The 13,477-nt window shown below is 63.2% G+C and carries 13 protein-coding genes; 4 read left to right on the top strand and 9 right to left on the bottom strand.

The window, feature by feature from the left end; all coding sequences use genetic code 11:
* Positions 1-3: 3 nt before the first annotated feature.
* A complete protein-coding gene (gene maiA / locus DW352_RS13025) occupies positions 4-654 on the top strand; it encodes a maleylacetoacetate isomerase (protein WP_115691732.1) in 651 nt (216 codons plus the stop codon).
* 6 nt (positions 655-660) lie between these two features.
* On the opposite strand, the gene DW352_RS13020 is transcribed toward maiA, so the two are convergent.
* Positions 661-1,992: an MFS transporter gene (locus DW352_RS13020; protein WP_115691731.1), complete on the bottom strand. Its 1,332-nt coding sequence runs from the start codon at positions 1,990-1,992 to the stop codon at positions 661-663.
* 115 nt (positions 1,993-2,107) lie between these two features.
* Positions 2,108-3,064 carry a LysR family transcriptional regulator gene (locus DW352_RS13015; protein ID WP_115691730.1) on the bottom strand — a complete coding sequence of 319 codons (957 nt, stop codon included), beginning with the start codon at positions 3,062-3,064 and terminating at the stop codon, positions 2,108-2,110.
* 179 nt (positions 3,065-3,243) lie between these two features.
* Between DW352_RS13015 and DW352_RS13010 the strand changes: the two genes are divergently transcribed.
* Together DW352_RS13010 and DW352_RS13005 are read left to right on the top strand one after the other, a co-directional pair.
* Positions 3,244-4,332, top strand: a complete 1,089-nt coding sequence (locus tag DW352_RS13010) for an LLM class flavin-dependent oxidoreductase (protein WP_115691729.1) — start codon at positions 3,244-3,246, stop codon at positions 4,330-4,332.
* On the top strand, positions 4,329-5,318 hold the full coding sequence (locus DW352_RS13005; RefSeq protein ID WP_115691728.1) for a 2-hydroxyacid dehydrogenase: 990 nt from the start codon (positions 4,329-4,331) through the stop codon (positions 5,316-5,318). Before DW352_RS13010 ends, DW352_RS13005 begins: the two co-directional genes overlap by 4 nt.
* Before the next feature lie 137 nt (positions 5,319-5,455).
* On the opposite strand, the gene DW352_RS13000 is transcribed toward DW352_RS13005, so the two are convergent.
* The 4 genes from DW352_RS13000 to DW352_RS12985 all read right to left on the bottom strand — a co-directional run bounded on the left by DW352_RS13000 (position 5,456) and on the right by DW352_RS12985 (position 9,060).
* Positions 5,456-6,220: an SDR family NAD(P)-dependent oxidoreductase gene (locus DW352_RS13000; protein ID WP_115691727.1), complete on the bottom strand. Its 765-nt coding sequence runs from the start codon at positions 6,218-6,220 to the stop codon at positions 5,456-5,458.
* A 7-nt stretch (positions 6,221-6,227) separates the two neighbouring features.
* Entirely contained in the window at positions 6,228-6,458 is a 231-nt protein-coding gene (locus DW352_RS27355) for a c-type cytochrome (protein ID WP_245434432.1), read from the bottom strand.
* Between the two features lie 149 nt (positions 6,459-6,607).
* Positions 6,608-7,915 carry a histidinol dehydrogenase gene (gene hisD, locus DW352_RS12990; RefSeq protein ID WP_115691725.1) on the bottom strand — a complete coding sequence of 436 codons (1,308 nt, stop codon included), beginning with the start codon at positions 7,913-7,915 and terminating at the stop codon, positions 6,608-6,610.
* A 191-nt stretch (positions 7,916-8,106) separates the two neighbouring features.
* Entirely contained in the window at positions 8,107-9,060 is a 954-nt protein-coding gene (locus DW352_RS12985) for a cyclase family protein (RefSeq protein ID WP_245434431.1), read from the bottom strand.
* Between the two features lie 162 nt (positions 9,061-9,222).
* Here DW352_RS12985 and DW352_RS12980 point away from each other — a divergent pair, with 162 nt between their 5' ends.
* Entirely contained in the window at positions 9,223-9,738 is a 516-nt protein-coding gene (locus DW352_RS12980) for an isochorismatase family protein (protein ID WP_162826934.1), read from the top strand.
* A 4-nt stretch (positions 9,739-9,742) separates the two neighbouring features.
* Here DW352_RS12980 and DW352_RS12975 read toward each other — a convergent pair whose 3' ends face one another.
* Genes DW352_RS12975 through DW352_RS12965 form a run of 3 tightly spaced genes read right to left on the bottom strand, consistent with a single transcriptional unit; the run spans position 9,743 to position 13,459 of the window.
* On the bottom strand, positions 9,743-12,139 hold the full coding sequence (locus DW352_RS12975) for a xanthine dehydrogenase family protein molybdopterin-binding subunit (RefSeq protein ID WP_115691724.1): 2,397 nt from the start codon (positions 12,137-12,139) through the stop codon (positions 9,743-9,745).
* Positions 12,136-12,624: a (2Fe-2S)-binding protein gene (locus tag DW352_RS12970; protein ID WP_115691723.1), complete on the bottom strand. Its 489-nt coding sequence runs from the start codon at positions 12,622-12,624 to the stop codon at positions 12,136-12,138. Before DW352_RS12970 ends, DW352_RS12975 begins: the two co-directional genes overlap by 4 nt.
* The gene (locus tag DW352_RS12965) at positions 12,617-13,459 is read right to left on the bottom strand and encodes an FAD binding domain-containing protein (RefSeq protein WP_115691722.1); all 843 of its coding nucleotides are present in this window, start codon (positions 13,457-13,459) and stop codon (positions 12,617-12,619) included. The genes DW352_RS12970 and DW352_RS12965 overlap by 8 nt, the downstream gene beginning before the upstream one ends.
* Positions 13,460-13,477 lie beyond the last annotated feature (18 nt).

The following is a 13,477-nucleotide window of genomic DNA, read 5'->3' as shown; positions in this document are numbered from 1 at the left end:
AAAATGAAACTCTTTTCCTTCTGGCGGTCGCTGGCCACCTTCCGTGTCCGCATCGCGCTCAATCTCAAGGGCATCGCGCCCGACGAGATTGTCGAGATCAACCTCGTCAAGGGTGATCAGCGCGGCGACGCCTTCCGGAAAGTCAACCCGATGATGGCTATCCCCGCCTTGGTCGAGGACGACGGCACCGTGCTGTTCGAGTCGCTTGCCATTCTCGAGTATCTCGACGAGACGCATCCGAACCCGCCGCTCTTGCCGAAAGAGCCGAAAGCACGCGCCCGCGCGCGGGCCCTGGCGCAGATTTGTGCCTGCGATACGCATCCGTTGATCGTGCCGCGCGTGCGCGAATTTCTTGCCGATGAGTACAAGATCGACGAAGCTGGCGTGTTGAATTGGGGGCACCACTGGCACACCCAATCGCTCGTCGCACTGGAGGCACATCTCAATTCGCCGCAGACGGGGCGCTATTGCCAGGGCGACCAGGTGACCGTCGCCGATATATGCCTCGCCGGGCAGGCGGTGGGCGCTTCGTACTTCAAGCGTGACCTGGCGCCATATCCGACCGTGAAACGCATTGTCGACGAACTGTTCACAATCGACGCGTTCGTGCGGGCGCATCCGCTGAAGCAGCCTGGCGCGCCGCAAAGCGTGTAGGCGCGCTCAGCGTGTCTGGATTGCCCCTTCGAGATCGGAGCCCTTGGTCTCCGGTGTCACGATGATCGCGTAGGCGGCCAGTGCCGCGTAGAGCATCACCAGCGCGCCGATATAATAGTAGGCGTGCTGGATGCCGTAGGCGTTGAGGAATAGGCCGGCGATGATCGGGATCAGGCCCCCGCCATAGACCTGCGACAGTTGATAAGCGGCGCTGGCGCCCGACGCGCGATACTGCGTCGGAAAGTTCTCGGTGTAGAAGGTTGGGATTGCCCCATAGCCGAAGCCGAAAACGAAACCAAAACCGATGACTTCGGCAACGGTGGCCAGCAGGAAGTTGCCGGTATTCACGAACGAAAAGTACGGGATCGCGAAGACGAACAACACGGCGGACGAGACCAGAAGCACCGTGCGGCGATTGAGCCGGTCGGCGAGGAGCGAGCCGACGATCATGAATAGCAACATGAACGCAGCCGCGATGAGGCCGATCAGTTCGGGCGTTGTACCCTTGAAGCCCGCAGCCTTCATATAGCCGGTGCCGAACACAAAATAGAGAAAGAAGGCGCCGCTGAACATCGCATTGACGAGCGAGGTTCGCAGGATGGTGCCCGGCATCTCGCGCCAGACCTGGCGTGCGGGAGATGAGAGCACGGCGGCTTTCGATTTGTGGCGTTCGAACACGAAGCTATCCGTGGTGCGCGTGCGAATGATCAATCCGACGATCGCCACCAGGAAGCCGACAACAAAGAAGATGCGCCAGCCCCAGCCGTTGAACGCTTCGGGCGACATCAACGAGCGGACGGCAATGACAGAGCCGAAGCCGAGCAAAAGCCCGATCGGTATCGCGAAGCCGACCCAGGCACCCCAGAACGCACGGTACTTGGAATGCGCTGCCTGCTCAACGACCCAGGTTGAGGCTGTGCCGAATTCCGCACCGAAACTGATACCCTGCAGAAACCGAAACAACAGAAGGAGCACAGGCGCGGTGATTCCGATGCTGTCGTAGGTCGGCGTCAGGCCGATTGCGAGCGTGCTGAGGCCCATCATTACCAGCGCATAAACCAGCGCGTTCTTGCGGCCGTTCCGGTCAGCGATATGTCCGAAGATGAAGGCGCCGATCGGCCTGATGATTATGCCGAAGCCGTAAACGCCGATCGCCGCGGCGACCGCGGCGAGGCCCGGCAGTTTGAAAAAGACGTTACCCCACACCGTGGCGGCGATGATGCCGGTGATGAGGTAGTCGTATTGCTCGATGACGGAGCCAATAATACTGGCGAGCGCTACGCGATAGATCTGATGGTTGTCTGGCGTGCCGGCGGAGGTTGGAGAGGCAGCGCTCATGGCTGGGTCCTTTGCCCTGTTCAACTGAGCTCAGCCTCCGAAGTTCCGAGCCGGGAACTAAGAAAAGACGGCAATCACGGTTCTTGGGAGAGGATCGACGCCGGGCACATGCCTGCTATGTGCGGCGGCGCCGAGGAGGGTTTAGCCGGCCGATCGCGCGATCCCAGACCGTCTGGATGTGTTCCAACTGCTTCTCGAACCGGTCTAAGAACAGTTGCGCCTGGGTAGACAGCGTTCGGCGCGTCGGCTGGATCACCACGAAGTCAGCGTACAAAGAAGGGCTGACGATCGGATTGACGATTAGCTCGCCGCCACCAATGTCGTTGACCGAGATGAGGCTCGGCAGCACGGCCATCCAGTCAGACCGGGCAACGAATTCCAATGTGCCGATCATGGCATCGAGTTCGAGCATCGCAGCGACTTCGACGCCGTTGCTCTGGAAGTAAGTCTCGAGATTGCGCCGCCGTATATTGCCGGGACCGGGCACGACCAACTTGAGCGGTTTGCACTTGGCCAGACGCACGGGCGAGAGCGGGGTCATACCGCTGCGCTTGCCGGACACCAGCATTTCTCGGTCACGCACCAGAAGGCGTGACTTCAAGCCGATCGTGCCTTCGAATGCCGGTACGACGGCGAAGTCGAGCGCGTCTTCGAGCACCATCTGCGTCAGCACGGCGCTGTAGCCCTCCACAATATGCAAGCGCACATCCGGATAGCGCGGCACAAAGTCATCGAGGACCGGCGCCAGCACAGCGCGGGTGAAGGTTGGCATCAGGCCAATGCGCAGATCGCCGGTGACCTGGCCAGCGAGGGCGCGCGCTTCCTCCGCGGCCTGGTCCAGCGCGCCGACCGCCTCCACGCAGCGCTTGTAGTAGCGGAGGCCAGCGGGCGTCGGTGTCACTCTGCCGGCAGCGCGTTCAAACAGCTTGGTCTTGAGGGTGCGCTCGACCATCGCCACGTGTTGCGAGATGCCGGACTGCGTCGCGTTTTCACGCGCCGCCGCGCGCGTGAAGGAGCCTTCCTCGCACACAGCGATGACGGCGCGGATCTGGCGCAACGACATTTTGGACATCGGTCTTCACCCAACCCGGCCGGGGCGAGGCCGCTCCACGTCGGCGCCCGCACTCGGAATGACAGTATTAAAAAAGATAATCCGGGCGCCAAGATTATATTATTTTATCTGCCGCCGCCACGGCGGTAGCTTGGGCTCAAAGAGGCGGTCTCCAAGACCCATACCCAAGGAGCACAGGCGTGAAACTCGGCTTCTTCACTATGCCGATCCATCCGCTCGACAAGGACTGGCGGCAGTCCTTGCGGGAGGATCGTGAGGCTTTCGTGCTGGCCGATGAACTCGGCTTCGTCGAGGGCTATTGCGGTGAGCACGTCACCGATCGCGCCGAGAACATCACCTCTTGTGCGATGTTCATCGCGAGTCTGGTCGATACGACCAAGCGCATCAAACTCGGCACCGGCACCATCAACATGCCGAACAGCCATCCCGCCGCGGTGGCGGGGCAGATCGCGATGCTCGATCACATGCTGGACGGTCGCTTCATCTTCGGCATCAGCCCCGGCGGCCTGCTCTCAGACGCGGAGATCTTCGGTAATCTCGGCGCCGACCGCAATGCCATGTTCTTGGAGGCGATCAATCAGGTGCTCGCAATCTGGACCAGCGAGCCGCCCTATAATCTCAAAGGCAAATTCTGGAACATCAGCGTCGAACGGCAGTTCATCCCCGAACTCGGCCAAGGCTATGTCGGCAAACCGCTGCAGCGGCCGCATCCGCCGATCGTCGTCACCGCGGTGGCGCCGTTTTCGAAGGGCGTGACGGAGGCCGCCGCGCGCGGCTGGGATCCGATCTCAGCCAATTTCCTCATGCCGCAATGGGTGAAGAGCCATTGGCCGAAATACGTCGAGGGCTGTGAGCGGGCCGGGCGTCCGGCAGATCCGGCCAATTGGCGCGTGGCGCGATCAATCTTTGTCGCCGACGATGAGAAGACAGCCAAGGCCTACGCGACCGATCCGAAGGGACCGTATCGCTATTATTACAGCCAGCTTTTCACCAAGTTGAAAATGAACGGTCGCATCGAGCTGTTCAAGAGTCATCGCGATCAGCCCGACGATGAGGTGACGCTCGATTACGTATGCGATCAGCTCATCACCTACGGAACACCGGAGAAGGTGGCCGACGAGCTTCTCAAGTATCGTGAAGCAGTCGGCGACTTCGGCACCTTGCTTTATGCCGGCAAAGATTGGAAAGATCGCGACCTCGGCCGGCGCTCGATGATCCTTTTGGCCGAGAAGGTCCTTCCCAAAGTCAACGCAGCGCTCAAGCGATGAGTCGTCCCCGCGTTTTCGTCACGCAACCGATCGCCGAGAGCGCGCTCGCGCGTCTGCGCGCGCGCGCCGACGTCGAGGTCAACGAGGACTCGAGCAAGATCATCCCGAAGGACCGGCTTATCGACGGGGTCAGGCGCGCCGATATTCTGATGCCGCGCCTGCACGACGTCGTCGATCGCGAGGTTCTCACGGCCAATCCAGATCTCAAGGCCGTGTCTTCGATGAACATCACCCAGGACAACATCGACCTTGCGGCCGCGACGGAACTCGGCATTCCGGTAACCAACATCACGGCGATGGTCACCGACGCCACGGCCGATATCGCGTTTGGGCTGCTGCTTGCCGCCGCGCGCAATATCGCGCTCGGCGACAAACTGTTTCGGCAGGGGGTCTATCCGGGCTCGCAATCCAACCATCTTGCCGGCTATGCCGTGAGCGGCAAGACGCTCGGCCTTGTCGGATTCGGCCGCATTGGCCAAGCCGTTGCCCGTCGCGGGCGCGGCTTCGGCATGAACATTATTTATTGCGATCCGCGCCGGTTGCCGGCCGAAGAGGAGGCGAAATGCGAGGCGCGGCACATGTCTTTCGAGGACGTGTTGCGTGAGGCCGATTTCATCTCGCTGCATCCGCAACTCTCGCCAGAGACGCGGCATCTGATGAGCGACGCCCAGTTTGCGCTGATGAAGAAGACGGCCTTCATCATCAACACCGCACGCGGGCCCGTGATCGAGGAGGCCGCATTGGTACGGGCGCTCCAGGCCAAGGAGATCGCCGGCGCGGGCCTCGACGTCTACGAGTTCGAGCCCAGGGTGGCGCCTGAGCTGGTTGCCATGCCGAACGTGGTGTTGACGCCGCACCTCGGCAGCGGCGTCCTTGAGCTGCGTGAGACGATGGCGCATGTCGTGGTCGACAACACCATCGCACTGATCGACGGCACGCCGCCGGTGAGCTGCTTCAACCCACAGGTGTTGAGGAAGTTGTTCTAGCCTCAGCCTCATCCTGCGGAGCCTGCCGACGCGAAGCGCAGGAAGGCGTCTCGAAGGATGGGCCGCCCTCGTCCCTCGAGACACGCGGACTTCGACCGCTCCTCAGGATGAGGGCGGTCTTGGCGCGGTCCGAGGGGCTACTCCGCTGTCCAGCCGCCATCCACGACCAGCGATGCTCCCGTCATCAACGCGGCGGCATCGCTCGCCAGGAACACGATGGCGCCGGTCAGGTCCTCGAGCTGGCCAAGGCGGCCGAGCTTGATGCGCTTGAGCGTGTCCTCGCGGAAAGCCTGGTTCTGGAAGAATGGCCGGGTCATCGGCGTCTCGATGAAGGTCGGGGCGATGCTGTTGACGCGGATCTTATGCGGCGCGAGGTCGATCGCCATCGCTTTGGTGAAGCCTTCCATCGCATGCTTGGTGGCGCAGTACACGGTGCGCGTCGGTCCACCCACGTGTCCCATCTGCGACGACATATTGATGATTGCGCCGGGCTTGCCCGCTTCGACGAGCTTACGCGCCACCGCCTGCGCGACGAAATAGGCGGCGCGCACATTGAGCGAGAATACGAAATCGAAATCCTCGACCTTCACGTCGACGAACGGCGCCGGCTTGTTGGTGCCGGCATTGTTGACGAGGATATCGAATGGCGCCCGCGCGGCGATCGCCTGCTTCACGGCGTCGATGTCGCGCACGTCGAGCGTCAATATGTCGGCCTGTTGCCCGCGCGCACGGATCGCCTCGGCCGCTTGCTCGATTTCTCCGGTCGTGCGTGAGGCGAGCGTGACATGCGCGCCGGCGTCGGCCAAAGCGCTCGCGGCGGCGAGTCCAATGCCGCGGCCGGCGCCGGTCACCAGAGCCCGGCGGCCGTCGAGGCGGAAGGAGGGCGTGCGGGTCAGCTCCATGAAAACCTCAGCGCGGCGGCAGGCTGGCGTAATAGTCGGCGATGGCGCGCATTTCCTGCTCGGTCATATGCCGGCTCATGTAACGCATCTCCTTGTGCGGCCGCTTGCCGGAGTGGAAAGCTTGCAGTTGGTTGTAGAGATAGTCCCGCTGCTGGCCGGCGAGATGCGGCACGTCTTTGTCCTTCGCCACCCCGGCGTCGCCGTGGCAGAAGGCGCATTCCTTGATCAGATCGCGCACTTCGGCGGCGTGTGTGCTTGAACCCAAACCGAGCAAGACGAGCGTAGTGGTCGCGAGCGCGATGACCCGCCACTGGCCGCTGCCTGCTCCCTCCCCCCTTATGGGGGAGGGTTGGGGAGGGGACTTGCGCGCTGCAGGCGGCACTCGCATCACTCCGCCGCCTGTCCGTAGGGCACATTGCGTCCGCCGTAGCGGCGCACGCGAATGTTGGCCTGTTCGGCATGGCCGACGAAACCTTCCAGGATGCAGAGCCGCGAGCAGTACTCCCCGATCATGGCGCTCGCTTCGTCGGTCAGCACCTTTTGATAGGTGCAGGTCTTCATGAACTTACCGACCCACAGGCCGCCGGTGAACCGCGCGTTCTTCTTGGTCGGCAGGGTGTGATTGGTGCCGATCACCTTGTCGCCATAGGCGACGTTGGTGCGCGGCCCCAGAAACAGCGCGCCGTAGTTCTTCATATTGGCGAGGAAGTAGTCGGGGTCGCGCGTCATCACCTGCACGTGCTCGGAGGCGATGCGGTCGGCCTCGCGCACCATTTCATCCTGACTGTCGCAGACGATGACCTCGCCGTAGTCCTTCCAGGCCTGGCCGGCCGCGTCGGCCGTCGGCAGGATCGACAGCAGCCGTTCGACTTCGCTCATGGTATCGCGCGCGAGCTTTTCGGAATTGGTCAGCAGCACGGCGGGGGAGGTCGGGCCATGCTCGGCTTGGCCGAGCAGGTCGGTGGCGCAGATTTCGCCGTCGACACTGTCATCGGCGATGACCAGTGTTTCCGTCGGCCCCGCGAGAAGGTCGATGCCGACGCGGCCGAAAAGTTGGCGTTTGGCTTCCGCCACGTAAGCGTTGCCGGGGCCGACGATCATATCGACCGGCTGGACGGTCTCGGTGCCGAGCGCCATCGCGGCGACGGCCTGTACGCCGCCGAGCACGTAGATCTCGTCGGCGCCGCCGAAATGCATCGCGGCGACGATGGCCGGATGCGGCCCGCCCTTGAACGGCGGCGCACAGGCGATGATGCGCTTCACGCCGGCGACCTTGGCGGTGACGATCGACATATGTGCGGAGGCGACCATCGGATAGCGCCCGCCCGGCACATAGCAGCCAATGGCGTTGACCGGGATGTGCTTGTGGCCGAGCACGACGCCCGGCAATGTTTCCACTTCAAGGTCGAGCATGGTGTCGCGCTGCTTCTGCGCGAAGTTGCGGACCTGCGCCTGCGCGAATCTGATGTCGTCGAGGTCGCGCCTGGGCACTTGCGCGATTGCGTGCTCGATATCCTGCTCGCTCAGGCGGAAGCTCTGCGGCGACCAGCTGTCGAATTTCTCGGACAGGTCGCGAATGGCCGCGTCTTTCTTTTCCTCCACCTGCGCGAGGATGGTCTCGACCGTTTCGCGCACCTTGGCGTCCGCTGCCTTGATCGCGGTGGCATCCATTCCACGCTTGAGATAGCGGGCCATGGGAAGATCTCCTTTGCTTTCTTAATCCTTCCCTGAAAGGGGACGGTGGCTGCGAGCTGCAGCGAGCAGCCGGGTGGGGTCGGTGAGCTGTTAAAGTGCCGCACCCGGCTCGCCATAGCGCGTTCAAGACACGCGTAAACGCGCTTAAGGCTCGCCACCCTCCCCCGCAAGCGGGGGAGGGATAAGAGTCGCTACTTGATTGCCTGCGGGTTGATCGGCGAGCCGGTGCCGCCGGTGATGATCAGCGGCGGACCGCAGAAGAAGAACTCGTAGACGCCGTCCTGCTCGCAGTCCTCGGCAAGCTCCTTCAGATAGAAGATCTCGCCCATGCACAGGCCCATAGCTGGGATCACTACCCAGTGCCAGGGTTGGTTCGCTTCGGTGGTCTCGTTCGGTCGTACTTCGACGCCCCAGGTATCGGTGCAGATCGCGGCGATCTGCTTATCTTGCGACCAGTAGCAGTTTTCGAATTTGACGCCCGGCGCGTCGCCGCCCGCATAGCCGCCCCACTCGCCTTCGGCGAGGCATCGCTCCATCTGACCGGTGCGGACGATGACGAAGTCGCCTTTGCGGATCTCGACGTTCTGTTGCTTGGCGCATTTGTCGAGCTCATCGTTCGAGATGCTCTCGCCGTCCTGCATCCATTTCACCTTTCGAAAGCGCGCGATGTCGAGCAACACGCCGCGGCCGATCATCTTGTTCTTCGAGTGCTCGATGCCGAGCACCGACAAGCCACGGGCATCGATCAGCTTGGCGTCGTGGCCGTTATAGGCCTTGTCCTCATAGAAAATGTGGCCGAGCGCATCCCAATGAGTCGCGCCTTGGACGCAGAGCATTATTGTGTCGTCCGCATAACGGATCTTGTTCCAGTCCTGCTGGCCGGCGATCGCATCCGTGCCGGTAGCCAGCATCTGGTGGATCGGGTTGAAACGGCCACCAAACAGACCGGTCTGCGGCCCCGTTCTGTCGAGCGGGATACCGAGCGCGAACACTTTGCCGGTGCGGATCAGGCTGGCAGCCTTGACGATATCCTCCGGGGTGACGTGGTTCAGGGTGCCGATATGGTCGTCTTTACCCCAGCGGCCCCAGTTGGAGAGCTTTTTGGAGGCTTCTTCGATCGCCTGTCTGCCGACCTTGATGTTCATGCAGCGTTTCCTCGTGTGTTTTCGTTGTCGCGGCCGTGTGCAAGGGCTCGCTCGAGGCAATTTTGGCGGGCCGCCGGTGTTTCATCAAGCGGGGGTACTGCTTTCGTGCGACTTGGCTATCATCGCTGTGACGAACCGCCTCATGGTTCAGGGAGAAGTTTCATGAAGTGCAAACTGTTGGCCGTGGCCGCTGGCGTACTGTTGGGCACCGCTGCTCACGCGAACATTGTCGATCAATGGTCCAGCATTCCGGCGCCGGCGCCGCCCGCACTCAAGCCTGTGACAGTGGACCCGAAGACCACTGCGCTTCTCATGCTCGATTTCATGCCGGCCAACTGCGGGAAGAACGAGCGATGTCTGGCCACGCTGCCGGCCATGAAGAAGCTGCTGGAGCGCGCCCGCGCGGCCAAGATGCCGGTGGTTTACACGGTGATCGCGAATACGACGGCCGCTGACGTGTTGAAGGACGTTGCGCCGCTGCCGGGCGAGCCGAGCGTGTTGTCGGGCCCCGACAAGTTCGTTCGCACCGACCTTGAGAAGATACTCAAGGACAAAGGCGTCAATACCGTGATCACGGTCGGTACCGCGTCGAACGGCGCGGTGCTGTTCACGGCGGACGCGCAGCGATATGATCAAGTTCTGATCTTCTTATCCCTCCCCGCAACCGGGGAGGGATAACAGTTCATACCTTCCCGAGCGCCTGCAAAATCTTGTCCGGCGTGAATGGCATATCCGTGAGCGGCTCCGCGGCGAGGGGACGGAGGGCGTCGTTGATGGCGTTCATGATGCAAGCGGGGGCGCCGGCCGTGCCGGCTTCACCCGCGCCCTTGGCGCCGAGTTCGGAATCGGCCGTGGGCGAAACGACATGGCCGCATTGGATATCGGGCATCTCGGTTGCCATCGGCACGAGATAGTCCGCCATGTTGCCGTTGAGCATCTGGCCGCGTTCGTCATAAAGACATTGCTCGTAAAGGGCCGCGCCGATGCCCTGCACGACACCGCCGCGGATCTGTTCGTTGACGAGCTGCGGATTGATGATGGTGCCGCAATCCTCGACGCACCAGTGGTCGAGCAGCTTGACGAAGCCGGTATCGATATCGACCTCGAGATAGCTCGCCTGGATGCCGTTGGTGAAGGCGAACGGCCAGCCGCGCGGCACATAATGCCGCGTTACCATGAGTTCGGCCTGGACGCCGGCCGGCAGGGTGTCAGGCCGGAAGTAAGCGACTCGCGCCAACTCTTCGAGCGGCAGACGTTCATTGCCGGTCCCTTTGTCGACGACGACACCATTGCGGATGTCGAGATCGCCCGGCTTCGCCTGCAGCATCGCGCCCGCGACTGCGAGCACATTGTCGCGCAGCGCTTTGCCCGCCTGCCATGCCGCTTCGCCGCCAATGCCGGCGGCGCGCGAGGCCCACGTGCCGCCGCCATAGGGCGTATTGTCGGTATCGCCGATAATCACGCGCACTTTGTCGATCGCGATGCCAAACGACGAAGCGACGCACTGCGCGAGCACGGCCTCGGTGCCCTGGCCCTGCTCGGTGACGCCGGACTGAATCACGACCGCGCCCTGCGCATCGAGCTTCACCGTGGCGCCGTCCTGCGAGGTGATGCGCGCGCCGCCAACGCCGTAGAACGCGGCGGAAGGGTTGGTCACCTCGATGAATGAAGCAAAGCCGATGCCGCGATAGATCCCTTGCGCGCGCAAGCGCTTCTGCTCCGCGCGCAAGCCGGCATAATTCATCATGCTGTCGAGATGTGCCAGCGCCTCATGATGCGACAGCAATTCGAACTTCAGGCCGGAGGCGGACTGAGTTGGATAGGCGTCATCTGGAATGAGATTGCGACGGCGCAGTTCCAGGGGATCCATGCCGATCTTGGCGGCCGCGAGTTCGACCAGACCTTCGGTCACCGCCACGGCAACAGGATGGCCGACGGCCCTGTATTGGCACATGACGTTTTTGTTGGTGAAGACGACACGCGTCTGTGCACGGTAGTTTGGGCATTTGTAGGGTCCACCGACGAGGTTTACCACTTGGTTCGCCTCGATACCCGATGTGCGCGGATAAACCGAATAGGGGCCGATGCCGGTCAGGTCGTCGATCTCGAAGGCGGTGATGGTGCCGTCGTTCTTGACGCCGATCTTGGCCTTGATTCGATGGTCGCGCGCGTGAATGTCGGTGACGAAGCTCTCGATGCGGTCGGCGACGAACTTGACGGGCCGCTTGAGCAGCTTCGACAGCGCCACCGCGGCCATTTCGTCGGCGTAAGTGTGTACCTTGATGCCGAACGAGCCGCCGACGTCCTTGGTCAGGACGCGCACCTGCGCGTAAGTGAGCCCGAGATGCTTGGCGAACAGGTCTTGCATCATGTGCGGCGCCTGCGTGCCCTGATAGACGGTCAGGCGTTGTTCGCCCTCGTTCCAGTCGGCGACGATGGAGCGCGGCTCATTGGTGACCCCGGTATGGCGGCCGGTGCGGAAGGTCGTTTCCACCACGGCATCGGCTTCGGCGAAGGCTTTGTCGACCTCTCCGGCGTCGAGCCTGCGTTCGAAACACAGGTTGTCGCCGAGGCTTTGATGGATTAACGGCGTCTTCGGATCGAGCGCCGTTTCCGGATCGACGACCGCGGGCAGTTCTTCGTACGTCACCTCGACCAGCTCCGCGGCATCCTCGGCGCGGGCGCGGGTGGTGGCTACAACGGCGCAGACGGCTTCGCCGCGCCAACAGGCGCGGTCGACGGCGATGGCGTGCTGCGGCGCCGATTTCAGGCCCTTGAGATGCGTCAGCACGCCGACCCAGGGTGTCATCACCTCGGCGAGTTCGGCGCCGGTGACGACCGCGATCACGCCCGGCGCCTTTTTCGCGGCGTCGGTGGCGATACCGACGATGCGGGCATGGGCGTGCGGCGACCGCACGAAGGCGACATGCCCCATGCGCGGCAGCATGATGTCGCTGACATACTGGCCGCGGCCTTGCGTCAGGCGCTGCAGGTTCGGCCGCGGCACGGAACGGCCGATATAGGAGTTCGGCCGATCGAGCGCGGTCAGCACGGGTGGCGAGTCGTCGACGATCTTCATTCCGCAGCCCCCGCGCGTTGCTTGGCGACCGCCTCGACGGCGTCGACGATGGCATGATAGCCGGTGCAGCGGCAGTAATTGCCGGAGATGTGCTCGCGGATTTCCGCGCGGCTCGGCACGCCGCCACGCGCGAGCAGGTCCTGCGCCGTCGCCACCATGCCCGGGGTGCAGAAGCCGCATTGCAAGGCGTTGCGCTGCTCGAACGCGCGCTGCAGATCGGCCACCTCGCCGGAGTCAGAGAGCCCTTCGATGGTCTCCACGGTCGCGCCGTCGCATTGCACCGCGAGCGTCAGGCAGCCGCGCACGATCTCACCGTTCATGCGCACGGTGCAGGCGCCGCAGACGCCATGCTCGCAGCCGACATGGCTGCCGGTGAGGCCCAACGCCTCACGCAGGAAGTCGACCAAGGTCGTGCGCGCATCGACACGCTCGGCTACGGCTTCGCCATTCACCGAGAGCGATATGTCGAAGCTGTGCTCAGGCATGAACCGCCTCCATCAATTGCTTGGCCACGCGCCGGAGCAAGACGCCGGCCAGATGCTTCTTGGTCGCGGCGGTAGCCTGCACATCGTCGTGCGGCGAGAGGTCAAGCGCGCCGACGGCGTCGTCGATGTTGCCCTCCGCCAACGCGGTTTCCGCCTTGCGCGCGCGAACCGGCGTGTCGCCGACGCCGAAGTAAGCGAGCCGGACGTCCGCAAGTTTCTCGCCCGTCGTGCGTGCGGTCGCGGCAAGTCCAACGATCGCGTAATCCCCGTGGCGGCGCGCCAATTCGGCAAAGCCGATACGGCTGTCGGGCCTGGCCATCGGAACGCGCAGCGCGGTCACAATCTCATCGGGCGACAACGCCGTCTCGAACAGGCCCTTGAAGAAATCGTCGGCCTTGATCGCCCTTGTGCCGTTCGGGCCGCTCGCAACGATCGCGCCGCCGAGCGCCAAAAGACAGGCCGGCAGCTCCGCCGCCGGATCGGCAAAGGCGATCGAGCCGCCGAGCGTGCCGCGGTTGCGAATGGCGGGATGCGCGATATGCGGCATCGCGCGGGCGATCAGCGGGACATGCTTGGCAATGACATCGGATCGTTCGGCCTGCGCGTGGCGCACCAGCGCGCCGATCTCGATGGCATCGCCTTTCACCTCGATGCGGTCGAGCCCGGCGATGCCGTTGATGTCGACGAGCAGGGTGGGCGCCGACAGCCGCATGTTGAGGGTCGCGATGAGGCTCTGCCCACCGGCCAGCAGCCGCGCATCCTTGTGGGCGGCGAGGTGGGCCAAAGCGTCGTCGAGCGACCGCGCCTTATGATACGCGAATGGCGCCGGCTTCACCTGTTTCCCCCTTTATTC

The organism is Pseudolabrys taiwanensis, assembly GCF_003367395.1.
GTDB classification, from domain to species: domain Bacteria; phylum Pseudomonadota; class Alphaproteobacteria; order Rhizobiales; family Xanthobacteraceae; genus Pseudolabrys; species Pseudolabrys taiwanensis.
Note: the sequence above shows the minus strand (reverse complement) of the source record. Positions and strands in the feature narration are given on the sequence as shown.